Source organism: Rhizobium sp. R634, assembly GCF_002211305.1.
GTDB lineage: Bacteria > Pseudomonadota > Alphaproteobacteria > Rhizobiales > Rhizobiaceae > Rhizobium.
Genome location: NZ_LOKW01000001.1, coordinates 342351 through 366632, shown reverse-complemented (window position 1 = coordinate 366632; position 24282 = coordinate 342351). Strand labels below are relative to the sequence as shown.

Sequence of the window (24282 nt, the reverse complement as noted above, 5' to 3'; positions counted from 1 at the left end):
TCACCATAAAAGCGATTTCAGCTCCGCAAACAGACAGGCAGGCTATGACAGATATCGCGCAGATGCAGGAACAGCGATTGAACGCCCTTCGACAGACCGCGTCGGGCGCGCCGAAACTGCCGTCCAACCCGTTCTTCGGCGTCGGGCCGATCACCGATGCGACGACCGACGAAGTGGATAGCCGCCTGCGGCGCATCGCCTTCGACGCCTGGATCGAGAAGACCTATCGCAAGTTCGACGACCGGGGCAACGATATCGGCGGCTTCACCACGGCCGAGATTTCCCGCAGCATGCATCGCGGCTATCCGGCCGACAAGATCCTGACCGACATGATGCGGGCGATCCATCGTTATTTCGGCTTCCCGAAGGAGAACCGCATGGCGGTCGGTCTCGGCGGCGGCCATAGCGGTTTCACCGTCTGCATCCAGCACCTGATGAATGCCAACGACGCCGGCCAGCGCGTCTATGTCGATACGCCGCGGCCGGAGAGCGATCCGTCCAAGGCGGCCGGCTTCTTCCGCCAGTCGTGGGCGACCCAGCTGATCGAGATGCAACGCTTCGCCGAAAAGGGCTGCGAGAGCCGCATCCATTTCGCCGCCTCCGAGGGCGTGATCCCGACGGCGGCCGAACTGTCCAGCCTCGGCGTGTCGATCTTCGTCGGCGTCGGCCACGAGACGACGGGGGCCAATGCCTATACCAGCGCCGAGATCCACGAACTCCTGAACTGGCTCGACGGCAATCCGGCAAACCGCCATGCCGTGTTCGACGCCACCTCGATGCTCGGCGCCATGCCGTGGGAACCTGAACTGGTCAGCGCCGTGATGGCGAAGTGCTGCCTGTTCATGCCGTTCCAGAAGGCGATCGGCGGCATTTCAGGCTATTTCGTCGCCTCCTTCACGCCGCATGCCTTGACGCTGATCGAGAAGAACCAGCAGGATCCGGCCTGGGCGATCCCGCGCCAGCTGAAGATCGCCCCGCCGATCGATCCGCGGCAGCCGTTTTCGGCCAAGCGCTCGGTCGATGCCGGTCCGTTCTACGATGCCGGCGAAGACCGCATGCTCGGCGGCGTCATCAACACCTACAGCGCGCTCGCCTTTGCCGAGACCACCTTCGGCCTGCTGCAGTCGGAAGCCCGGGTCGGCTCCGTCGTCGATCTCAACCGCCGCTCCGCCGCCAACCGCGCCGTGATCGACGAATGGGTCAAGTCGCATCCGCTGCTGTCGCTGACCGTCACCGATGCCGAGCGCCGTGGCGCCGCCGTGACGCTGCTGAAGGTCGAGGACGACGGCATCACCGATGCCGGCATCCACGCCCGCATCATCGCCCGTTCCAAGCAGTTGCTCGGTTATGAGGGCATCACCCATCCGAATGGCGAATACGAGCCCGGCCTCGATGCGGCCCGCTATGTCAACGCCTTCCCCGGCACTCCCGGCGACTACCGCGCCTGGGTCGGCGGCATCCGCGAGCCCGAAGATGTCGTGGCACTCCTGGAAAACCTGCAATATGCTTATCTGCGCGCCAAGATCGTCGTGCTCGAAGAGGAGCTCGCAAAACAGGGCGTGACCTTCGAGGCCCCCGTCAAGGCCGATGGCGCCGTGCGCAAGGACGACCCGAACCGCGCCTATACGGTGCTGATCGCCGATCTGGTGGGCCTGCGCTTCGGCGCCGACGGCGAGCCCGACTATAGCGAGGTCAAGGCCTATATCGAGGAGAAGGGCGGCAGCTTCCATCTCGGCCCGCTCGGTGATCGTTCGGCGCTCGAAAAGGGCCGCATCCATTTCTTCTATCAGCCGAACCTCAGCACCGAGGCGGAGATCCTGCCGCAGACCGACAAGGGCCAGTATGACGCGCTGATTGCGGCGGCGACCTTCATTCCGAAGGGCTCGGTCTTCCCGCTCGGCGGCGTGCGCATCGGCGCCGGCACCGGCAATATGGGCTCGGCCTCCTGGGGCGGCGGCAATGGCGAGGGTGGCGATGCGCCCCTGATGAACACGCCCGGCATCAACAGCCGCGCGACCGCCCAGATGGCTGTGAAAGCGATCCTGAAGGTCGTGCCCGACTTGCCGGTCGACCGGCTTCACTGGATGGTCGCCGGCGGCGATTTCGATACCGGCCGCCAGCTGAAGGATTTTCCGACGGCGAAGCTCGAGGGCCGCAAGCTTGCCGTTCTCGGCTACGGCAATATCGGGCGCGAAGTCGCCAAGCTCGCCAAGGCCTTCGGCATGAAGGTGGCGATCTATGCCCGCGAGCATCACAAGCGCTGGATCGAGGCTGAGGGCTTCGACTATGCCGCAAGCCCGGTCGAAGCGGCTAGCGGCGCCGACGTTCTCTCTGTCCATATCGGCCTCGGCCGCCTGGACGCATCGACGGGCACCTACTCCAATGCCGGGACCGTCGATGCGAAGGTGCTCGGCGCCATGAAGGACGGCGCGGTGCTGGTCAATTACGACCGCGGCGAAGTCGTCGATGCCGATGCGCTCGATGCAGCGCTTGCCTCCGGCAAGATCGCCCATGCCGCGATCGACGCCGATCTCTTCAGGGATGCCGCGACCGGTGCACTCAGCGGGCCGATGCTGCCTTACCTGCCGCTCGAAGCGCGCCACAAGGGCAAGCTGGAACTCCTGCCGCATGCCGCCGCCGACACCGACCACCCCTCGCGGGTGACCGGCGCCAGGCAGGCGGTCGACCAGATCTTCGACGTCATCCGCCTCAAGTCGGTCGTCAATCTCAAGGGCGACCTGCCGGAAGGCTACGTGTCCGGCGGCAGCCGCACGCCGGCCGGCATCGGCAAGGTGACGAAGCAGGTGGTCGCGGAAGCCGGCCGCAAGTCGGAGCTTCTGGAAGAACTGCGCCAGACTTCAGAAAAGATCGCGGCGATCACCGGTGCGCTCTCGGCCGTTTCCGACCAGGATCACCGCGACCGGATCGTCGAGCGTTATACCAGCCTGCTGGTCGAAAATGCCGACCGGCAGCGCGCGCTTCTCGAGCAGCTCGGCCTCTACGGGCCGGCGCAGGGGTAAGACTCTTCGACGGGCTCGTACCGAGCCCAAGATCCCTCCCCACCAGGGTCACAAGTGGGGAGGGGCAGTCGTCGGTCATGCCGGGCCTTCGCGTTTGTCAGGACGCGAAGGCTGGATTGCGCCGGGCGCCCATTCTCAGCACGAAATAGATCGCTCCACCGATGGCAACGCCGAAGAACCAGCCGTAGGTGCCCCACCAGTCCGGCAGGATCGAGGTGAAGGTCGGCAGGATCGAGGAGAAGAGCGCGCCCACCGCGAATGCGATGAAGGCATTGCCGTGCCATCCGTTCTGGAAGCGGAACTCGCCATTCTCGTAATAGAGCGCCTCGACGTTCAGCTGGCTCTTCCTGATGAGGTAATAGTCCACCATCATGATGCCGAAGATCGGCCCCATCGTCGAACCGATGAAGTTGACGAAATGCGCCGCACCCGTTTCCCAGGGCGCAAACGGATAGAGCACGAGAGCGATCAGCGCGGCGATATATCCGCCGCGCTTGAAGTTGATCTGGCGCGGGAAGACGTTGGCGAAGTCGAAGGCGGGCGAGACGAAGTTCGCCACGACGTTGATGCCGAGCGTGGCGACCGCGAATGTCAGTGCGGCAAGCAGCGCCAGGAACCAGCTATCGAATTTCGCCGAGATCATTTCCGGATGCAGCAGCACCTCGCCGTAAACGGTGAAGGCAGCCGTGGTCGTGACACCTGCAACGAGGCAGAAGGCCAGAAGATTGATCGGCAGGCCCCAGAGATTGCCTTTTCTGAGCGCTTTTTCGCTCGTCGCGTAACGAGAGAAATCGCAGAAGTTCAGGTAGAGCGCAGCGAAGTAAGTGATCCAGGTGGCGGCGACGGCGGCAAGCGCTGCGATCGAGCCGGGTTCGCCCGGTACGCCGGCATCCTTGGTTTTTTCGATCAGGACGTCACGCGGGATTTCCGAACCGAAAGAGAAAGTGCCTGATTTAACGACCAGGTAGACTGCGAGGATCAGCATCATGATCCAGACGGCCGGCCCCGCCCAATCCTGGAACTTGCGGACCGTTTCCATGCCGCGCTGGATGATCAGCAGCTGCAGTGCCCAGACGATGACGTAGCAGATCAGCTCCAGCGTCGAATGGCCGAGCATGTGGCTGTTCTGGTGAAAGGCGAGCAGGCTCTCGTTGCGGATCAGCAGGGCGACGATGGCGCCGGATGCGGCGGCGGTCTGCGCGCCGTACCAGAAGCAGGCGACCACTGCCCGGACCAGGGCCGGAACGTTGGCGCCGAAGGTGCCGAAGGAGGCGCGTGCCAGCACCGGAAAGGGGACGCCCGTGCGCACGCCGGCATTGCCGACCAGGCTCATCAGGACGAAGATGACGAGGGAGCCGATGCCGATGGCGATGACGAAATTCACGAAGCTGCCGCAGAGCAGGAACAGGCTCGCCGCCAGATAATAGCCCCATAGGCTGTGAACGTCCGACGTCCAGACGTTGAAGATGCTGAATGCACCCCATTTGCGTTCTTCGGCGGGTGCAAGATCCTCGTTATATAACGAGGGAGACGGATTTCGTATGCTCATGAATGCCCTCCCATATCCCCAGTGGCCGACTCGGCCACGGACGGAAGTGTGCTCTTCATTTAGGCATATGACAATTTAATAGTCATATTGTAGGCAATCTTGAATGCCCGGATGTACAGAGTCCGGCCTATTGCGAGCGAACGACACGCCCGGCCAGGCGAAACGGACTTGCGACCGCAGCACCGGCAGCATCGAAAACGAAGGCGCCGACATCGCCGGCGCTCGAGCGCCTGCCGCTCTCGAAGGAGGCAAGCTGGGCGCCGAACTTGGCGAGCGATGCATAGCGATCGTGACCCAGCCCGTCGGATGTCTTGATCGACGTGATGTCGATGACCCGGAGCCTCGCCTTCAAGGCAGCCTCCTCGATGACGGGATCGTCGATATCGAGCCGCCCGACGCGCGGCCGCTCTCCGGCGATGAAACTGGAGGCCACCAGCGCCCGGTCGTCCTTGGAAACCAGGAGCGAGATCGGCATCGGCATTGGCCCGATATCCTTCAGCTGAGACCGGAAGACATCCACATCGATATCGGGGGCGGCGAGCACCACCGCCAGCTTGCCGATGACGGCGTCGCGATGCTGCAGCCTGAGTTCCCGCACCGTTTCCATCACCAGGAAGCCGCCCATGCTGTGCCCGAAGAGAATGATGCGCTTCACCCTGCCCGATGCCGAGAGCGACGTGACGAGGCCATCGAGCTCGCTGCGCGAGGAGAGCGCGGCGTCACGGTCGGCGACATATCCGGCGACGGAAGCGGCCGAAGGCCAGGAGAACAGGATCGGGGCGCCGGGAATTTTCGCGTCCGCGGCGATCTGGGCGGTGCGATAAAGCGCCTCCTGATAGCTGTAATTATAGCCGTGGACGAAAATGCCGACGGTGCCGTCGGGCTGGACCGAGGCGAGCGCTTGCTGCACGAAAACGTCCTTCGGCAGTTGCTTGCGTTCGACGACGGCAAATTGCCGCTCCGGATCGGGCTTTGCCGTGGGATAGGTGATGGCTGTATCCTTCCTGCCGGGAGGGACCGAAAACGTATATTGCTCGTAGGTGAGCTTCTCGGCCCACGCACTGCCGAAGCCGCCCCGCACGCTATCGGGGGTTCTGTTGGTCGCAGCGAGCACGCTCATCCTATCCGGGCTCGTTTCGGAATGGACCGCCTCGCTCAGACGGACGGGCGTCAAGACCTCGGGCGACGGCCTCGTGGTGCAGCCGGCAAGCATCGCCAAGCCGGCCAAGACGAGGATTGCAGTGGTCGGCTTTGGCAGGCGCCGGGCAGCAGCCTTCGGCAGGCCTCGGGAATATCGTTCAGCCATCGGTCTTTTTCCCTCAAGAATACGCGTGCTGTGGGATGGCATCGCCTGCGCCATCCCACCCATTTCGTCGCGGCCCGTGTTGCAGCGGCCGCCGCGGCGGCCGTAGGCGATGGCCGTCGAAGGCTGTCCTCACGCCTCTGCCGTGGCCTCGGCCCGGACGCCTTCATCCCTCGGAATCCTGAACCATGCGACGTAGAGCGCCGGCAGGAACAGCAGGGTGAGCGCGGTTCCGACGACGATGCCGCCCATCATGGCGTAGGCCATCGGCCCCCAGAAGATCTCGCGCGAGATCGGGATCAGCGCGAGGGTTGCCGCCGCCGCCGTCAGCATGATCGGCCGCATGCGGTGCTCGGTCGCCTCGATGACGGCCTGCCAGGGCGCGACACCTTCGGCGCGCAGATGCTCGATCTGCACGACCAGGATGACGGAGTTTCGGATCAGGATGCCGATCAGCGCCAGCACGCCGAGGATGGCGACGAAGCCCATCGGCGCGTTGCTCAGCAAGAGCGCCGTGACCACGCCGATCAGCGCCGTCGGGGCCACCGCGAAGACCAGGAAGAGGCGGCTGAAGCTCTGCAGCTGGATCATCAGGATCGTCGCCATCGTGAACAGCATCAGCGGCGCGACGGCGGCGATCGGCCCCTGGGCGTCGGCGCTGGATTCGACGGCGCCGCCCACTTCCACCTTGTATCCCACAGGCAGGGTCTTCTGGAATTCCTCGACCTTCGGCTTCAGCTGGTCGACGATCGTCGCCGGCTGCGTCGAACCGATGACGGCGGCCTTCAGCGTGATGGTCGGCTGCCGGTCGCGCCGCCAGATCGTCGGCTGCTCGAGCTCGTAGCGGAAATTCGCCACCGCCGAGAGCGGCATGACCTTACCGCTGGAGCTGGAGAGCTGCAGATTCTCGAGCGTCTGGATGGAATCGCGCTCCGATGCCTTGGCGCGGCCGATGACGTTGACCAGGTAGATGTCGTCACGGATCTGCGTCGCCGTCGAACCTTCGACGATGCCGTTGAGGGCGGTGGCGATATCCTCCGAGGAGATGCCGAGCTGGCGCGCCTTGTCCTGCAGCACATCGACCTTGACCACGCGCGAGGGCTCGTTCCAGTCCAGCACCATGTTCGACAGCAGCGGATGCGCGCCGACGATGCCGGCAAACTGCTGGGAGACGTCTCGCACCTTCTGGATGTCGGGGCCGCTGATCCGGTACTGCACCGGCTTGCCCACCGGCGGGCCGATATCGAGAAGCTTCACGAAGGCGTCGGTGCCGGGGAAGGTCTTCGTCAGATAGGTCTGCAGGTCCGCCCGCACCTTGTCGCGCACCTCCAGCCCCTTGGTGACGACCACCGTCTGTCCGAACGAAACATCCGGCGTCTGCACGTCGAAGGAGAGGATGAAGCGCGGCGCGCCCTGGCCGACATAGGTCGTCCAGTGGTCGATATCCTTGTTGCCGGCCAGCATCTCCTTTTCGAACTTGGCCATCTGCCTATTGGTCTCGGCGATCGAGCTGTTGTGCGGCAGGTTCCAGTCGATGATGAGCTCGGTTCTGTCCGAATTGGGGAAGAACTGCTGCTGCACCAGCCCCATGCCGCCGACAGAAAGGCCGAAGACGCCGACGGTCAGAATGATGGTGATCCAGCGCCAGCGCATCGCCAGCCCCAGAAGCCAGGAGAAGATGGAGGCGAAGCGCCCCTTCTTCTCGTGATGCGATTTCATGGTCTTCGGCAGGATGGTGACGCCGAGAAGCGGCGTGAACAGCACCGCCACGATCCAGGAAACGATGAGCGACACCGCGATGACCACGAAAAGCGTGAAGGTGAATTCGCCGGCCGCGCTGCTGTTGAGACCAACGGGAATGAAGCCCGCGACGGTGACGAGCGTTCCCGTCAGCATCGGGAAGGCCGTCGACGTGTAGACATATGTCGCGGCCTTCTTCAGATCGTCGCCCGCCTCCAGGCGCGCGACCATCATCTCGACGGCGATCATGGCGTCGTCGACGAGCAGCCCGAGCGCGATGATCAGCGCGCCGAGCGAAATGCGCTGCAGCGAGATGCCGGAATATTCCATCACCACGAAGGTGATGGCGAGCACGAGAGGAATGGAGATCGCCACCACCATGCCGGCGCGAAGGCCGAGGCTGATGAAGCTGATGACGAGCACGATGACGATCGCTTCGAAGAGCGCGCGAGTAAAGCCCGAGACGGCCTCGTCGACGACATGCGGCTGGTCGGATACGCGGTGGACATCCACACCGATCGGAAGATCGGCGACAACGCGTTTCATCTGCGTGTCGAGCGCTTCGCCGAAGTGCAGCAGGTTGGCGCCCTGCTTCATGCCGATCGCAAGCCCGATCGCCGGCTGGCCATTGAAGCGGAACAGCGCCGAGGGCGGATCGACATAGCCGCGCTTGATGGTGGCGACGTCGGTCAGCGGGAAGAAGCGGTCGTTGATGCGAAGGTTGATTGACCGCAGGCTTTCCTCGGAGGTGAACTGCCCGCTTACCCTGAGCGCGATGCGTTCCGGCCCGGCATCGACGAAGCCGGATTGGGTCACGGCATTCTGGGCCTGCAGGGTCTGGATGACAGACTGCTGGTCGATGCCGAGCGCCGCGATCTGGCGGGTGGAGAATTCGAGATAAATCGCCTCGTCCTGGGCGCCGATCACGTCGACCTTGCCGACATCGGGCACGGTCAGAACTTCGGAGCGGGCGTTTTCGACGAGATCGCGAAGCTGGCGCTGGGTCAGCCCGTCGCTGGTGAAGGCATAGATGTTGCCGAACACGTCGCCGAAGCGATCGTTGTAGAAGGGACCGACGACACCGCTCGGGAAATCGCCCTTGATATCGGCGATCATGTTGCGGATGCGCAGCCAGGTCGGCGCGACATCTTTCGCTTTGGTCGTCGGCAGCAGTTCGACGAAGACGGTCGTCTGGCCGGCAACGGTCTGGCTCTTGGTGTAGTCGAGAGATTCCAGCTCCTGGAGCTTCTTCTCGATGCGGTCGGTCACCTGCCGCGTCACCTCCTCAGCGGAAGCGCCGGGCCACTGGGCGGTGATCACCATCGTCTTGATCGTGAAGTTCGGGTCTTCCTCGCGGCCGAGATTCAGGTAGGAGAAGGCGCCTGCGAGAATGAAGACGATCATGAAGTACCAGACGAGCGAACGGTGTTCGAGCGCCCAGTCGGAGAGATTGAAGGACTTCACTGGCTGATCTCCTGGTCGATCCTGATGGCCTGGCCATCTTCAAGTTTATGCACGCCGGCCACGACCACCCTGTCTCCGGGGGCAAGCCCTTCTGTGACGCGGACAGTGCCGCCGTCGGCGAGGTCGCCGTCGATCTTCACGCGGCGGAACGAGACTTTCTTGCCGGGCACGTCGACGATCCAGACGCTCGTCTCGTCGGTGCCGGCGAGGATGGCCGAAGACGGCAGCAGGATCTCGGGATCGGCGGCGATGGTTGCCGCGGCCGTGATGACGGCGCCGAGCCTGAAGGCTTCGGGCGGATCGCTCAGCGCGATCTTGGTCCGGCTCGTGCGGGTGGCCGTCTCGGCCTCGGGCGCGATCTCACGCACGACGCCAGATGTGCGAATCGTCGGATCGAGCTGCAGCGTCACTTCGAAGGGCGCGCCGATCTTCAGCTTCTGGGCGGCGGCCTGCGGAATGTCGACCACGGCGTCGCGCTTGTCCGGCCGCGCGATGGTCACCACCGTCTGGCCCGCCGATACGACCTGCCCGACCTCGGCCGAGGCCGCCGTCACCACCCCGTCGAATTCCGCCCGAAGCTGGGCGTAGCCGAGCTGCTCCCTGGCCTTGTCGAGATTGGCCTGCGCCTTGGCGACGGCGGCGGCAGCCGTGCGTCTTGCCTGCTCGGCCTCTTCGAGCGAGGCCTCGGTGCCCGAGCGCGACTCCACGAGCGCCCGCTGGCGCTGCTCCGTGGTCACCGCGTTTCTGAGCTGGGCGTCGCTATTTTCCACGTCGGACTGCGCGTTGCGCACGGCAAGCTCCAGCGCCACGGGATCGATGGCGGCGACCACGTCACCCTTCTTGACGATATCACCGACATTGACGTTGCGGGCGATCATCCGCCCGAGAATCCGAAAGCCGAGATCGGTCTCGATCGTGGGCTCGATGGTGCCGGTCAGGCTGAGGCTCGAAGCCGGCGTCTGCTTGACCGTCATCGACAGCACCGGACGCGGCGCTTCCTCCCCGCTCTCTTCAGCCTTCGGCGAGCAGGAGGAAACCAGGGCGGTGCCCAGCATCAGTGCGGCTATCTTGAGACGAATACTCACTTGGAAGCTTCCTTGAGATAAGACACGATTTCACCGGGCCTGAGGAACTTGGTTCCGTCGGTCACTACGACCTCTCCTGTCGTCACACCCGATTTGACGATGAAGCTGCCGGTCTCGTAACCGGCGATCTCGACCGCCCTGACCGAAACCGCCGATGTGGCGGGGTCGACGATCCAGACGGCCGGCTTGCCGTCCTTGGATGTCATTGCCGACCAGGGCAGCTGGATGACGTCCTGCGGGACGTAGGTGAAGCGCCCGACGACGGGAGCGCCGAGCGGAATGGGCGCGTCGCTCGATATGGCGAGCTTCACCTTGATGGTGCCGGTGGAGGAATCGATCGTCGGCGAAATCTCGCGAACCTTCGCCGTGATCTTCTGCGTGGGGTCCGACAGCAGGGTCACGGTGCCGTCGCCGTCGACCGGACGCAGGAAGGCGCTTTCGACCACGTCGAACACGGCATCCCGGTCGCCGTCATGGGCAAGGGTGAAGACGACCTGGGCAGCCTGCGCCACCTGCCCCACTTCGGCATTGCGGGCGGTGATCACGCCATCGGCATCCGCCTTCAACTCCGTATAGGACAGCGTGTCCTGGGCAGTCTCCAGCAGCGCCTGCGCCGACTTCGTCGATGCCTGCGCGGTCAGAAGCGCCTCCTGCGCCTGGTCGAGCGCGGCGCGCGTTGTCACCTGCGTTCGAAACAGGCTCTGCTGGCGGTCGAATGCAAGCTGCGCCTGGGTCTGCTGCGCTTCAGCCGACTGAAGATTGGCGGCCGCCACATCCACATCGGCCTTCTGCTCTTCCGGATCGATGCGCGCCAGGACCTGCCCCGCCTTGACGGACTGGCCGACCTCGACGAGCCGTTCGATGATCTTGCCGCTGACACGGAAGGAAAGATCGGTCTGGATGCGGGCGCGGACTTCTCCTGTCAGCGCGCCGCCCTCAGCCAACGGCTCGGACTTGGCCGTGACGACGCCGACTTCCCGCGCAGTCGGCTCGGTCGGCCCGCCCGTGTCGCTGCATGATCCCAGACCGATGGCGCATAGGATCGCCGTGGCGACCAGAATGGTTCTCATAGTTGACCTCTTGCTCTCAACGGCAGCTCCTATATAATTGACTGACGCATTAGTCAATGAAACTTTGTGCCGCGGGGAACGAGGCCGGCACGACAGGGAGGCGAGGAAGAAATGGCAGCAATGAAGAAGCTTACGCGCGCGGAACAGAAAGCGCTGCGCCCCATCCAGATCCTGGATGCCGCCTTCGAGGAATTCGTCAGATGCGGCTTCGCGGGCACGCGCGTCGAAGACATCGCCGACAGGGTCGGCGTCACCAAGGGTACGGTCTATGTCTACTTCGAAACCAAGGAAAAGCTTTTCGAAGCCATGATCAACCACTTCTCCGTGCCGTTCCACGAACTGCTGGAGGTGGCCGGTGGGCTGAGCGGCAAGGCCGCCGACAGGCTGCCTTCCCTTCTGAGCCTGCTCTATGAACAGATCGCCGAGGATCGCACGACCCGCGAACTGATTCGTCTCGTCATTGCCGAGGGACAGCGTTTCCCCGACCTGATCGATCGCCATCATGATGAGTTCATCGCGCCGATTATCGCCAAGATCGACGCTCTCATTCTGGAAGGCGTCGAGTCGGGAGAGTTTCGAAAAATTCCCGTGGAATTCTCCGACCTCGTCGTCGCGCCCATCCTGACGAGGACGGTCCTGCGGCTGATATTCGACGATCGCCGCGAGCCTCCCCCCAACAAGGAGGCCTTCCTCAAGGCCTATTTCGACTTGCTGATCAATGGCCTGCTCGCCAAACCTCACTGATTGCAGAAGGTTTCGCGCGGCCGATTTTTCCGCCATGGAGGTTTGGAAGGACGTTTTTAAGGAGGCCCAACATTTTTAAAAATGCGCAAACGTCGGCCGCGCCATCCATTTTTTAAAATGTTGACCTCTCTTAAAAACCCCTTTGTCACTCTTAACATATTGAATTCATATGGATTCAGTGACGAAGAGGTTTTTAAGGACCCGATTTTTCAGGGATTTTGCCGATCGTTTTCGCAGAGCCGATGCGGGCTCTGCCACGAAAATTCGATGGTGTTCTTCGCCGCTTGCCGCTCGGTAGGCCCCGTTTCGGCGGAATGAGGAAAAATACCGCGGCCGCACATGGATTTTTTCGACTCTTTATGTGAAAACATCGAGTTAGCTCAGCCTTCGAAGGCGTGGCCTCAACTCGTGACGGATTAAAGTGGAACGCAAAGTCAATCTCAAGGATGTCGCACGCGATGCGGACGTGTCGCTGAGCACGGCTTCGCACGCGCTGAACGGAACCGCGCCGTTGACGATCGAGGTGCGCGAAAGGGTTCTCGATTCGGCCAGACGGCTCGGCTACCTCGACCGCCGCCGCAAGAAGGCGACGATCGCGGCACTGCGCGTGCTGCTTCTCGCCATTCCCGACGACGCCGCGCCGGAGAGCGACCTCAACCTGGTGAGCTGGACGATCCTCAACGGCCTGCGCCGGGAATGCGAGCGCCGCGGCATCCGCATCGTGCCTTACGTCAGCACCGGCCGGCGCATCGACGGCGCCGAGGTCCGCCAGATCGCGATCTCCGAGCGCGCCGACGGCATCGTGGTGTTGAACGACGATCAGCCGGAACTCATCCGCAGCCTCGCCTCATCAGACATGCCCGTCGTCATCGTCAATGGCGAGGATCCGGCCATGTTGGTCGATACGGTGACGCCCGAAAACCGCTTCGGCGCACGCCTCGGCATCGAGCACCTGCTGGCGCTCGGCCATCGCCGCATCCTGCACCTGACCTGGAAGGGCCGCACGACGATCCAGCGGCGATATGACGGTTTCTCCGACGCCTATCTCGCCGCCCGGCTTCCCGTGCCCAAAGACATGATCATCGCGGCCGAAGGATATGAGCCGAGACATGGCGAGGCCGCCATCAACGCGCTGCTCGACCGCGACCCGACGCTGAAAGGTGCCACCGCCGTCTTCTGCGCCGCCGACAACCTCGCCCTCGGCTGCCTCAAGGCGCTGGCCGACCGCGACATCCGCGTGCCTGATGCAATCTCCGTCCTCGGCTTCGACGACATCGTCCCCGGCGAATTCAGCCGCCCGCCGCTTTCGACGGTCAGCGTCCCAACCGACAAACTCGGCGCCGCCGCACTCGCCCTCATCGAACAACGCCTGATCGCCAACGACCCGCAGCGCCCGGCCCACCGCCTGGAACTCGGCTGCCACCTCGTGCTGCGGGGCAGCATCGCGCCGCCGCGTTAAACATCCGGTCCTTGCATGAAACAAAAAAGCGGTTCCGGCGATCAAGCCTGAACCGCTTCTTCTCAAAGCAGGAAGGCCAAGCCCTCCGCTCTGCATACCGAGATCAGAACTCGGACCACTCGTCCTGCTTCACAGCCAGATTGCCGCGGGCGGCGGGGCGGCTGGCACCGGTGCTGCGCGGGGGCGATGCCATGGCCGTCGCGGTCTTGCGCAGGGCGGCGGCCTGGGAGGCGTTGTTGTCTCCGAGCTGGAAGCGGCCGATCAGGTCGCGAAGGCGGCCGGCCTCGCCGGCGAGCGTGGCGCTTGCGGCGTTGCTTTCCTCGACCATCGCCGCGTTCTGCTGGGTCACCTGGTCCATCTGGTTGACGGCGGTGTTGACCTCCGAGAGGCCGAGGGACTGCTCCTTGGCGGATGTGGCGATCGCATCCATGTGCTGGTTGACCGTGACGATGTAGTTCTCGATCGTCTTCAGCGCCTCGCCGGTTTCGCTGACGAGCCGGACGCCGCTCTCCACCTCGACGGAGGAGTTGCGGATGAGGTCCTTGATCGCCTTGGCGGCCTGCGCCGAGCGCTGGGCGAGTTCGCGCACTTCCTGCGCGACGACGGCAAAGCCCTTGCCGGCATCGCCGGCGCGTGCGGCTTCCACGCCGGCATTGAGCGCCAGGAGGTTGGTCTGGAAGGCGATCTCGTCGATCACGCCGATGATGTTGGACACCTGGTTCGAGGACTGCTCGATCTTCTGCATGGCATGGACCGCATCGGCGACCACCTTGCCGGATTGAACCGCGCTGGCATTGGCCTGGACGGCCACGGCGCGGGCCTCATCGGCGCGCTTCGAGGAGTTCGAGACATTGGCGGTGATCTGGTCGAGCGCGGCGGCGGTCTCCTCGAGAGAGGCAGCCTGCTGCTCGGTCCGCTTGGCGAGATCCTGGGCGCTCATGCTGATCTCACGCGTGCCGCTGTCGATCTGACCGGTCGATTGCGCGACGGCTCTCAGCGTCTGCTGAAGCTGGTTGACGGCAGCGTTGAAGTCGCCCCTCAGGCTCTCGAAATCCGGCGCGAAAGACTGGGTCAGCTGATAGCCGAGATCGCCGCCGGCAAGATGCTTCAGGCCATCGGCAAGGCCTGACGTCGCCTGCGCCATGTGCTCGGCGCGCAGCCTCTCGGCCTCCGCTTTCTGGCGGCGCTCTTCTTCGGTCATGTTGCGGTTGGCGGCGGCCTCTTCCTCCAGCCGCTTGTTGGCGAGCGCATTGGCACGGAAGACTTCGACGGCGGCCGACATTTCGCCGATTTCATCGTGGCGGTGGGCTCCGGGAATATCGAGGGCGAGGTTGCCGCCGGCGATGGCGCCCATGGTTTCGGTCAGGCGGCGGATCGGCCGGACGATTTGCCCGAGGCTGACAGCGGCCGCGATCGCCAGGGAGCCGAGCGCGGCGATCACGAGCACGATATAGCTCGTGGAGATCGTCGCGTTGGTGACGACGCTCGCAGCATCGTTCTTTCGCTGCAGCTCCGCTTTTGCCCAGCTGTAAAGCTCGGTTGCATCGCCGTCGAACTTCATTCTGGCGGTCTTAAAGCCGTCGCTTGCCAGATGCAGAGCCGTGACATTGTCACTCGCCATGGATGCCTTCACGATGGGCGGCGTCGTCGCCTGCAAGGCGCGCAGATCCGATTTGAGCTGATCGAATCGTGTCTTTTCACCGGGGTAGCGGCTTGCCGCATCATCGATGAAGCCCTCAGTTTCATCAAACACCTGCGCCAGCTCGGTTTCCGATTTCTTCACGCTGTCCACGTCCGGCTCGGCGATGAGGCGAAAGAGAACGCGGCCGATCGAGTCGGAATTGCCGGTGATTTCGGCAAGCTTGTTCGTCCCGCTCGCATCCATTTCCAGCAGCGCGCTGTAGGTGTCGTCGATCGAGCGCAGCTTCGTGGAGACATAGACGCTGACGCTGACCCCGACGACGACGGTGAAAACCGTCAATCCCAGCAGTTTCGGGCCTATTTTGAGAGATTTCAGAGAGATCATGTATTGTTCCAGCCTAATGTGCTTTCGAATTTGAAATGAAATTCGGAATCGTATCTTCTTCTCGTTCTGACGCTTCGGACAGCCATTCGGAAATGCGAATTGGCGCGCCAATTAATACACCGGCAAATTCTTGAAATATCAGAACGTCAAATCTCGGGCGCTGCCATGAAAAACACTCGCCGTCCCAGCAATCCGAGAATCTATACTTACGACTTCGGGAAAATGACGGAATTGTTTCGACCCATCATGGCCGGATTATTATTGTTTCCGCCTCACGCAAGAAATTGCACGCGGAAATTAAGATGGTGTAAACGATACAATCACGCTGCCACGGTCGCGCGCAATTCTGCGCATTTCGGATAGTCATGTCGAAATTGTACAGAAAGAGCCGACGATTCCGCCCAGAAAACAGGCACCGATCCCACAAGCCATGCAGCCGAAGCGCGCCGCACGGATCAGCTCCGATGCGGCGCGCTCTGCCGGCGCAGTAAACGTGGACGCTGTTTGCAACGCCGGGAGGGCTTTCCACGTCTCGACCCCGATCTCCCGGGATCATGCGCCAGGTTGGTTTATTTCATCCCCGTTCCGGCAATGCCCGTCGTGATGTATTTCTGCAGGAACAGGAAGACGACGGTGACAGGCAGCAGGCTGAGGAAGGTCATCGCCAGGATATAGTGCCACTGCACCGAGAACTCGCCCTGGAATGCGTTGAGGCCCACCTGCAGCGTGAAATTCTCGCGGCTGTTGAGGACGATCAGTGGCCAGAGGAAGTCGTTCCAGCGCCAGAGCACGGAGAAGATCGCGAGAACCGCGAGAGCCGGCGCCGTCAGCGGCAGGATGATGCGCCAGAAGATGCAGAATTCGCTCGCGGCGTCGACGCGCGCCGCCTCGATCAGCTCGTCGGGAATGGTCAGCATATATTGCCGCAGCAGGAAGACGGCTGTGGGCGAAGCGATGGTCGGCAGGATGACGCCCCAGAGATTGTCGGCAAGCCCGACGCCGACGATGACGAGATAGGCCGGCACCATGACGACGGCGAGCGGGATCATCAGCGTCGAGATGATGATGACGAAAACCGTCGTGTCGCCGCGAAATTTGTACTTCGACAGGGCAAAGGCCGCCATGGCGTTGACGATCAACGTCAAAAGCGTCGCAACGACGGTGACGAACACCGAATTCTTGAGGAAGGTCAGGAAGTTGAAGCGCGTCAGCGGATCGGTGTAGTTTTCGGTGGCAACGGTCATGTGCTGCACCGGGGTGATCCCCTTCACGTCGACGCTGACCGGCTGTCCCGGATTGGCGGGATCGACCATCTGCGCCTTGAGGCCGATGCGCCGAACCATGGCCATCTCACGCTGTTGGCCATCGATCGTGACCTGCCACAGGCTGAGCGGCTTGTCGAAGCCGGGCACGGTCTGCTCCACTGCGGCGCGCGGCAGCAGCGTCGGCGGAAAGCGGGTGATTTCGGCCGCCGGCTTCAGCGAGGAGAGGCCGGCCCAGAGCACGGGAACGAGCACGGCGAGCGTGCCGCCGATCAGCCAGACCCATGACAGAATGTCGGTGATGTCGATGCGTCCGGCTCGGCGCGTGCGCGTCATGAAGCGGATCGGGTTTATAGAGCTGTTCATCTCAGGACTCCATTCGCTTGCCGAGGCGCAGCTGGATGAGGGTGAGAACCAGAAGCACCAGCCCCATCAGCACCGAGGCGGCCGAGGCAAGGCCGAAGAGGCGAAGATCGCTGCTGAAGGCCATCTGATAGATATATTGGACGATGAAGCTGTTGGCCGTGCCCGGACCGCCGCCATTCGTCAAAACCCAAGCCTCGTCAAAGATCTGCACGGACTTGATCATCAGCAGAATGAATACGACGAGCAGGTTCGGCGCAAGCAGCGGCAGCGTGATCCTGAACAGCGTGCGGCGCGGCGAAGCGGCGTCGATGGAGGCGGCCTCATAGAGTTCCTTCGGGATCGCCTGGAGGCCGGCAAGCAGGATGAGGGTGTAGAAACCCATGTGGAACCAGACCGAGACCACGACCACGAAGAAGCGCGACCAGCCGACGTCGAGCAGGAAGATCTCAGGGGGAACGCCGATCATCTGGAAGAAGGCGTTCAGCAGTCCGTTGCGATCGAGGAACCATTTCCAGATCAGGCCGATGACGACGGGCGACAGCAGAACGGGATAGAAGAACATCGCCCGGAAGAAGCCGCGCGCAAAGATCGCCCGGTTGAGGATCAGCGCCGTGATCAGCGCCACCAGCAAGGTGGCGGTGACGTTCAATGCGACGAACCAGAGCGTGTTCCACACCGCCGTCCAGAACAGTGATTCCTGGCAGGTTCCCGGCTGCAGATAATTGCCGCAGGAAAGCAGGGCGCGGAAGTTGTCGAAGCCGACGAAGGGCCGCTCCGAGACGAAGAGATTGGTGCCGCCGGTGAAGGCGTAACCGACCGCGATCGCGATCGGAAGGAAAGTAAAGATGGCGAAGAGAACGAGGTTCGGCGCCAGGAACAGCCAGGGCATGCGCTTGCGGCCGAAGAGACGCTCGAACGCATTCATTGGAGCCTCGACCACCTTCATCGCCGTGTCGCCCGCCTGGGAGAGCAATGCAGCAGCAGCCATGGTCAGCGCCTCCCCTGCCCGGAGCGGCGGGCGAAAGCCAGGCCGCTTTCGGGATCGAACAGATGAACGCGCGCCGGATCGGCATCGATCATGATCCGATCGCCCTGAACGGGCGCGAAATGGCCGGCTTCATGGATGATGATCTGTTCGTCCTGCCCGGCAAGATTGCCGTAGACATAGGTCTCGGTGCCGAGGCCTTCGTGATACTGGACGATGAACGGCAGGCCGTTTTCGCTGGAGCGGGAGAAATGCGCGGGCCTTATGCCGGCGAGAACCTCCTGCCCCACCGAAATGCCGTTGGGCTCGACATCGCTGACGATCCGGCCGCCGTTGGCGACATCGATGGCGATGCCGCTTTCGGTGATGGCGGCGACCTTGCCCTTGATGATGTTCATCCGCGGTGAGCCGAGGAAGCCGGCGACGAAGAGGTTGCGTGGGTGGTCGAACAGTTTCAGCGGCGCCCCGACCTGCTCGACGCGGCCGGCGCGCAGCACGACGATCTTGTCGGCCATGGTCATCGCCTCGACCTGGTCGTGGGTGACGTAGATCATCGTCGTCTTGATCTCGCGATGGAGCTTGGTGATCTCGGCGCGGGTCTGGACGCGCAGCGCCGCATCGAGGTTGGACAGCGGCTCGTCGAAGAGGAAGATGTCGGGCTCGCGCACGATCGCCCGGCCGATCGCCACGCGCTGGCGCTGGCCGCCGGAAAGCTGCTTCGGACGCCGGTCGAGATAGGGTTCGATTGCCAGCATCCTGGCAGCCTCGGCGATCCGCGCCTCGATCTCGGCGCGCTTGAACTTCAGGTTCTCAAGGCCGAAGGCGAGGTTCTTGCGCACGCTCATATGCGGATAGAGCGCATAGGACTGGAAGACCATGGCGATCTTGCGCTCGGCCGGCGAGAGCGCGCTGACGTCGCGCCCGCCGATCGCAATCGTGCCCGCCGTGACCTCTTCGAGGCCGGCGATGACGCGCAAGAGGGTCGACTTGCCGCATCCGGATGGACCGACGAAGACGACGAATTCACCGTCCTTGATGTCGAGTTCGACGTCATGCAGGACTTTGACCGTGCCATACGCCTTGTTGACGGTGGAAAGTTTCAGTTCTGCCATGCCCCACTCCCATCAGGTGCCGCCGTTTCCATGACGACGTCGTTTTCGTTCCAGCCTTGCGGCAACGGTGCCGGTCTCGTAATCCGCACCTCGTTCATCGTGATCCCGGCGATGCCGGCCACATAGGCGGCCGGCATTCCGCCGGGATAGTCCTGCAGGCCGATCACCCGGCCGTCCGCGCCGCGGGTCCAGGCATTGGCGCGGCCGCCGCCATCGGCCTTCGGCGCGAGATCGGCATTGGTCGGGCGCAAGTCATAGCTCCGCCCGGTGCCAAGCTGCCCGGGCTGCTGATCGATGGTGATCCGGGCGAGCGACACGTTGCGGATACCCGCCGGCGCGGCCGCGATGACAGTGATCGCTCCCTCCATGCGGCCGGTCACGTCCTCGACGATAAGATTTTCAACGGCGCCCGCAGGCCGTTCGGCGATACGGTCGACGACATTGACGGTCAACGCCTCGCCCGAGCCCCAGAAACCATCCGGCGTCTCGCGGCACTCTACGGCAATCCTGGAGAACCTCACATTCGATATCCGGCCGCCATCGCGGGAGAATATACCGAGCGCCCTGTTGGAAGAGGAAACGCTGCAATCCTCGAACACGACGTTGCTGACATCGCCATGCGTTTCCGTGCCGATCTTCAGCGCGCAGCTGAGGCTCTGAACAGCGCAGCGGCGCACGAGAATGTTTTCGCATCGCCCGATGGCCACACCGTCGGGACCGATGCTCGTCTTCAGGCATATGCCGTCGTCGGCCGTCGATATGCTGCAATCCTCGATGACGGCGCCGCGGCAGGCGTCGAGCACGATGCCATCGGTATTGGGAAGGCGGCGGTCGTTTTCGATCGTGACGTTGCGGACCGCAAGATCGGTGCAGTCGACGAAGTGCAGCGTCCACATCGGCGAGCGGCTGATGGTGATGGCACTGATCTCGACCTCGTCGCAGCCTTCGAAGACGACCACGCGCGGACGGAATTCGGCCGGGATGAAGGTGCCGACGCTCTCGTCGTCCCCGATGATGAAGCTCTCGCAGCCGGCTTCGATGCGCCCCTCCCCCGTCAGCCCGATCCGCCGCGCGCCCTTGGCGACGATCATGCCGCGATCGGATTTTTCGGCGATCACCGAAACCGTCGTATGCGCATAGGCCGCATAGTCGGGGATGGGACGCAGGATCGCGCCGGCGGCCAGGTGCAGATCGACGCCGGAGCGCAGCCGGAGCCCCTGGCAAAGGTGGATGCCCGCCAGGAGTTCCAGGCGTCCGCCGCCGGAAGCCGAAAGAGTGTCGATCGCCGTCTGCAGGCGATCGGTATTATCGCCGTCAAACGCCTCGATCACGACGCGGGAGGTGCCACTCATTGGCGTCGGCCGCTCTCGATGAAGACTTCCGTCAGCAGCAGCATGGTCAGCGCCTGGCCGTAAGGCGTCGGTAGGTTCGGGATGCGTCGGTAGAAATCGAGGTCATGGCCCATCGGCGTGCCGTCCGAAACGCCGTGGACGACGCCTTCCTCGTCGATCTGGGCGAGCACGGCCTTCAGCGCGCGCTCCGCATGCACCTTGTCGCTCTCGCCGAGAATGCCGGCGTCGATGGCGCGCAGGATGCCGTAGGCGATGCCCGCCGTGGCCGAGGTTTCCAGCGGCGAAGAGGGATCGTCGAGCAGCGTCGTGAACATGCCGTCCGGCCGCTGATATGCTTTCAGGGAACGCACCTGGCTGACGAGGACGTTCGACAGGAAACGCCGGTCCTTTTCGCCGAGCGTCGGCACGAGGTCGAAGAGTTCGGGAATGGCGACGGTGATCCAGGCATTGCCGCGGGCCCAGAAGGCATTGGCGAAATTGTGCCGGCCGTTGAAGGTCCAGCCGTGATACCAGAGCCCGCTCACCGGATCGGAGAGATAGCGGGTGTGGATAACGAACTGATAGACGGCCTCGTCGATCCAGTCGTTGCGCTTGCAGAGCACGCCGGCGCGCGCGAGGAACAGGCAGGCCATGAACAGCGTGTCGTCCCACAATTCGCCGTCGTTGAGGCGTTCCTTGACGACGTGCTGGAAGCCGCCGTCCTCGGTCTTCGGCAGCTCCTTGACGAGCCATTCGGCCCAATCCTCGACGAGGGCGCGGAAATCCGGGCGGTCGACATGCTCGACGAGGATCGCAAGCGGCAGCATCGGCGCCGTGCTGTTGATCTGGCGCGGCGGCAGGCCGCGGTCGATCTGGGCGCCGTACCAGGCGACGAGTTCCTGCAGCGCCTTCTGGTCGTTGGCGGAAATCGCACGGCGCAGGAAGCCGTAAAGGCCGACGCCGACTTCCCAGTCCCATTCGTCGAACTGGATTCCCGAGGCGGCATTGTCGGTCACGAGACCTTCCTTGATGCCCCTGAGCCGGCTGAAAGCCGTCGCCACGCGATCGATCGTCGTCAGTAGAGCGGCGTTGTCGACAGATGCTGTGTTCATGCTGAAATCCTATATTCTCAGGAGTAAAACGGCCCGTCAGCGGCAGCGGTGGCAGCCGCGCTGTCGTGGGTGAGGATCGGGTGCGGCTGGTCATGCGTGAACGGCCGTGGCTTGCCGGCGATCGAAAGACCATCGGCATAAGAGAGGGAGATCGCCGGGCCGCCCAGCGGCGTCAGGGAAAGACGCCGAAGCGCGGGATCGAAGGAAACCGCCGTCTGGGACAGGCGCTCGAGGAAGGCCCTGAACTCATCGCCATTGCCGCATGCCGCGATGGCCGCCCAGCCGCAGAGTGGTCCGTAGGAGCGCGCCTCGCGGCCGGCCGTCGGGCCGTCGGTGACCAACTCCAGGCCGTTCGACGCCCAGAGGGCGGCAAATCCCCTGCCCGACCGGGCAATCAACCACTTGTCCTCGACGATCAGGTCGTCGAGTCCGTCGCGGCCGATATAGGCATGCGTCCAGGCGTGCCGTGCGTCGCCCGTGTCCTCGATCAGCAGGGCGACATCGCGATGTTGGGCGACACGCGGCAGGATGCCGTTTCCGGCCCAATAGGACGGTCTCTGATTGCCCCACGGATCGTCTTCGCCGGGATGGTTGACCCACAGCCTCGCCATCGGATGACCGGCGAGGCGAATATCCAGAACGTGCTGCTGGTGCCCCTTCCGGCCGGTCTTGTGGTCGACGACCGTCGAAAGCTGCGCCGCCTCGTTCTTGAAGAGCACGAGCTTTCCGCTCTCCAGCCCCTGGCTGTAACGCGCCTCGACGCTTCTTCCCCGCAACAGCGACGCCAGCTCGGCGAGATCGGCCGGCGGCTCATAGTCGCCGGCGCAGAACATGGTCAGCGCCGCAACGCCGTTGTTCAGCCAGCCGGTGCCGAAGGCGACCTGAGCGAAGGGCGCAAGCTCGGTGAGCGGGCCGGCGCGCAGCTCCTTGTCATAGGCGCGGCCCTGAGAGCCGGCGGGAACGCCTGCGAGCGTGTGGAGGGCGATCATGCGGAAGATGAGGTCGATCTGGCCGCGGGCGCGATCGGCGATCCCGCTTTCCGCCCAGCGCTCCAGCGCCAGCAGGCCGATGAAATCGATCGGGTAATAGGCGGCCGAATTCCACTCCGCCAGGCCATGGGCCTCGACGCTGTCGAACCAGCGCCCGAGCCGTTCCACGGCGAGTTCCGCCTGCTGCCGCCCCGTCCGCCCGGAGGCCGAAAACACCGCGTCCGGCAAGAAAAGCCCGGCCAGCAGCTGGCTGGTATGGAAGCAAAGCACATGGTTCTCGCTCCAGAACCACATCGCGTCATTGCCCGGCTCGTCGACCCAGTAGCGGTAGGAGAGGACGGAATGGCGGATGCGTTCGACCGTCGCCTCCGGCATCCGGTCGCCATAGGCGCCGAGCAGCCACAGGAGCGGCACCATGATGAAATCGGAGCAATCCTCGCGCGCATCGATGGAGGCGAGCGTCGCATCGACGATGCGGTCGAAGCTTTCCGGGTCGTGATGGCCGGTTTCCATCATCGCGATGAGACGCCCGGCGCGGTTGGCGCCGAAGCGGGCGCTGTATTCCAGCGCCTGGCGCTTGCGGGCGGCAAGCGATGCCTCTTCCGGCAATGGCGAGATGCTGCTCATGAAGGCGGCATCGATGACACGGGTGACGGAGCCGGGCCCGGAGCCGATCGTCATGTGGATGCCGTGATAACCGTCGGCAATGCCGCGGACATCCTCGGCGATCAGCAGGCCCTGATGGGCGTGAAGGGTCAGTTTCGCATGGGCGAGAACCGGCCGCTCATGGCCGTGGCCGACGACCTTGATCTCCACCGGCAGGTCGCGCTCGGGCGCGGTATCGAAGACGATTTCCAGCGGCTGGTTGACGAAGACGTCTCGCGCCGGGCGCACGCCGCGCGAAAGCGCTTCCAGTTCGCGCACCTCCTCCTGATCGAGCGCGACCGGCAGCAGAACCGAAAGCGGCTCCTTGTCCAGCATTTCGAGCTCGAAGAACCAGGTCGTATCGCGCTCGGCGAGATCTTCGGTATGGACGAGAATCTCGTTGTCGCCGGCGTCGAGCGGCAGCGCGATCTCGGTTGCACTCTCGGTGTTGCGCTTGAACGGCTCGAAACGCACCGACTCCTGGCCATTGACCCATATGCGAACGCCGCCGCAGGTCTTGAGCGCGAGATTGAGCGTGCGCGGAGCATCCGTCCTGAACGTGCCCTTCAGCCACCGGCTGACATGTGTCGGCACATGCCAGAAGCTGGTGAACTCGACACGGCGGTTCGAGCCGGGAAGATAGAGGCTTTCGGTCGGCCAGGACGTGTCGGGGGCGAGATCGCGGCCGACCATGGTGGACCAGAAGGCCTTGCGGCACGGCAGGTCGCCGACATCGACGAAACCGTTGATGAAACGATAGTTGACGCGATCTTCGGCCGGGGCCGGCTCGCCGGGAAAATAGCGCTCGATGAGGGCGGAAACGGCCCATGCCGTGATCGTCTGCCCCTCGGCCACGCTGTAGGCTGGCGCCGTGTCGTCCGGCTGCTTGATGCTTTCCGTTTTCACAGATCGCCTCCTCCGCAATCAATGAAAATATTTTCATTAGGTGATTTGAGTGCGTTATTTTTGAAAAATGCTCAAAAACATCGCTATTCGCTTAGAAAACAGCTTGACGGCACG

General features: G+C 63.5%; 15 protein-coding genes. 3 read left to right on the top strand and 12 right to left on the bottom strand.

The genetic code is table 11. The features are described 5' to 3' along the window. The first annotated feature begins 44 nt into the window (after positions 1-44). Positions 45-3020, top strand: a complete 2976-nt coding sequence (locus ATY77_RS01625; RefSeq protein WP_088685788.1) for an NAD(P)-dependent oxidoreductase — start codon at positions 45-47, stop codon at positions 3018-3020. A gap of 97 nt (positions 3021-3117) precedes the next feature. On the opposite strand, the gene ATY77_RS01620 is transcribed toward ATY77_RS01625, so the two are convergent. The 5 genes from ATY77_RS01620 to ATY77_RS01600 all read right to left on the bottom strand — a co-directional run bounded on the left by ATY77_RS01620 (position 3118) and on the right by ATY77_RS01600 (position 11231). After that, positions 3118-4569, bottom strand: a complete 1452-nt coding sequence (locus ATY77_RS01620; RefSeq protein ID WP_088685787.1) for an NCS1 family nucleobase:cation symporter-1 — start codon at positions 4567-4569, stop codon at positions 3118-3120. A 127-nt stretch (positions 4570-4696) separates the two neighbouring features. Further along, the gene (locus ATY77_RS01615) at positions 4697-5875 is read right to left on the bottom strand and encodes an alpha/beta fold hydrolase (RefSeq protein WP_088685786.1); all 1179 of its coding nucleotides are present in this window, start codon (positions 5873-5875) and stop codon (positions 4697-4699) included. Positions 5876-6004: 129 nt separating this feature from the next. Beyond that, positions 6005-9076, bottom strand: coding sequence for an efflux RND transporter permease subunit (locus tag ATY77_RS01610; protein WP_088685785.1), 3072 nt, complete (start codon positions 9074-9076; stop codon positions 6005-6007). Then, on the bottom strand, positions 9073-10161 hold the full coding sequence (locus tag ATY77_RS01605; RefSeq protein ID WP_088685784.1) for an efflux RND transporter periplasmic adaptor subunit: 1089 nt from the start codon (positions 10159-10161) through the stop codon (positions 9073-9075). The genes ATY77_RS01610 and ATY77_RS01605 overlap by 4 nt, the downstream gene beginning before the upstream one ends. Continuing rightward, entirely contained in the window at positions 10158-11231 is a 1074-nt protein-coding gene (locus ATY77_RS01600; protein WP_088685783.1) for an efflux RND transporter periplasmic adaptor subunit, read from the bottom strand. Before ATY77_RS01600 ends, ATY77_RS01605 begins: the two co-directional genes overlap by 4 nt. Positions 11232-11342: 111 nt before the next feature. Here ATY77_RS01600 and ATY77_RS01595 point away from each other — a divergent pair, with 111 nt between their 5' ends. Both ATY77_RS01595 and ATY77_RS01590 read left to right on the top strand, forming a co-directional pair. Then, a complete protein-coding gene (locus ATY77_RS01595; RefSeq protein ID WP_088685782.1) occupies positions 11343-11975 on the top strand; it encodes a TetR/AcrR family transcriptional regulator in 633 nt (210 codons plus the stop codon). Positions 11976-12396: 421 nt separating this feature from the next. Then, positions 12397-13434 carry a LacI family DNA-binding transcriptional regulator gene (locus tag ATY77_RS01590; RefSeq protein WP_088685781.1) on the top strand — a complete coding sequence of 346 codons (1038 nt, stop codon included), beginning with the start codon at positions 12397-12399 and terminating at the stop codon, positions 13432-13434. 103 nt (positions 13435-13537) lie between these two features. Here ATY77_RS01590 and ATY77_RS01585 read toward each other — a convergent pair whose 3' ends face one another. The 7 genes from ATY77_RS01585 to ATY77_RS01555 form a co-directional block, all read right to left on the bottom strand. Beyond that, positions 13538-15460: a methyl-accepting chemotaxis protein gene (locus ATY77_RS01585; RefSeq protein WP_088685780.1), complete on the bottom strand. Its 1923-nt coding sequence runs from the start codon at positions 15458-15460 to the stop codon at positions 13538-13540. Positions 15461-16029: 569 nt separating this feature from the next. Beyond that, a complete protein-coding gene (locus tag ATY77_RS01580) occupies positions 16030-17088 on the bottom strand; it encodes a carbohydrate ABC transporter permease (RefSeq protein ID WP_088685779.1) in 1059 nt (352 codons plus the stop codon). 1 nt (position 17089) lies between these two features. Next, the gene (locus tag ATY77_RS01575) at positions 17090-18076 is read right to left on the bottom strand and encodes a sugar ABC transporter permease (protein WP_088675680.1); all 987 of its coding nucleotides are present in this window, start codon (positions 18074-18076) and stop codon (positions 17090-17092) included. 2 nt (positions 18077-18078) lie between these two features. Then, positions 18079-19185, bottom strand: a complete 1107-nt coding sequence (gene ugpC / locus ATY77_RS01570; protein ID WP_088685778.1) for a sn-glycerol-3-phosphate ABC transporter ATP-binding protein UgpC — start codon at positions 19183-19185, stop codon at positions 18079-18081. Further along, complete coding sequence (locus ATY77_RS01565) at positions 19173-20537, bottom strand: glycoside hydrolase family 28 protein (protein ID WP_088685777.1); 1365 nt, start codon at positions 20535-20537, stop codon at positions 19173-19175. Before ATY77_RS01565 ends, ugpC begins: the two co-directional genes overlap by 13 nt. Further along, positions 20534-21628, bottom strand: coding sequence for a glycoside hydrolase family 88 protein (locus ATY77_RS01560; protein ID WP_088675677.1), 1095 nt, complete (start codon positions 21626-21628; stop codon positions 20534-20536). Before ATY77_RS01560 ends, ATY77_RS01565 begins: the two co-directional genes overlap by 4 nt. Before the next feature lie 17 nt (positions 21629-21645). Beyond that, positions 21646-24168, bottom strand: coding sequence for a hypothetical protein (locus ATY77_RS01555; protein ID WP_088685776.1), 2523 nt, complete (start codon positions 24166-24168; stop codon positions 21646-21648). Between the last annotated feature and the right edge of the window lie 114 nt (positions 24169-24282).

Coding starts and splice junctions, on each gene's coding strand:
- ATY77_RS01625 (WP_088685788.1), top strand. CDS start 45: ATGACAGATATCGCGCAGATGCAGGAACAGCGATTGAACGCCCTTCGA.
- ATY77_RS01620 (WP_088685787.1), bottom strand. CDS start 4,569: ATGAGCATACGAAATCCGTCTCCCTCGTTATATAACGAGGATCTTGCA.
- ATY77_RS01615 (WP_088685786.1), bottom strand. CDS start 5,875: ATGGCTGAACGATATTCCCGAGGCCTGCCGAAGGCTGCTGCCCGGCGC.
- ATY77_RS01600 (WP_088685783.1), bottom strand. CDS start 11,231: ATGAGAACCATTCTGGTCGCCACGGCGATCCTATGCGCCATCGGTCTG.
- ATY77_RS01595 (WP_088685782.1), top strand. CDS start 11,343: ATGGCAGCAATGAAGAAGCTTACGCGCGCGGAACAGAAAGCGCTGCGC.
- ATY77_RS01585 (WP_088685780.1), bottom strand. CDS start 15,460: ATGATCTCTCTGAAATCTCTCAAAATAGGCCCGAAACTGCTGGGATTG.
- ATY77_RS01580 (WP_088685779.1), bottom strand. CDS start 17,088: ATGAACAGCTCTATAAACCCGATCCGCTTCATGACGCGCACGCGCCGA.
- ATY77_RS01575 (WP_088675680.1), bottom strand. CDS start 18,076: ATGGCTGCTGCTGCATTGCTCTCCCAGGCGGGCGACACGGCGATGAAG.
- ugpC (WP_088685778.1), bottom strand. CDS start 19,185: ATGGCAGAACTGAAACTTTCCACCGTCAACAAGGCGTATGGCACGGTC.
- ATY77_RS01565 (WP_088685777.1), bottom strand. CDS start 20,537: ATGAGTGGCACCTCCCGCGTCGTGATCGAGGCGTTTGACGGCGATAAT.
- ATY77_RS01560 (WP_088675677.1), bottom strand. CDS start 21,628: ATGAACACAGCATCTGTCGACAACGCCGCTCTACTGACGACGATCGAT.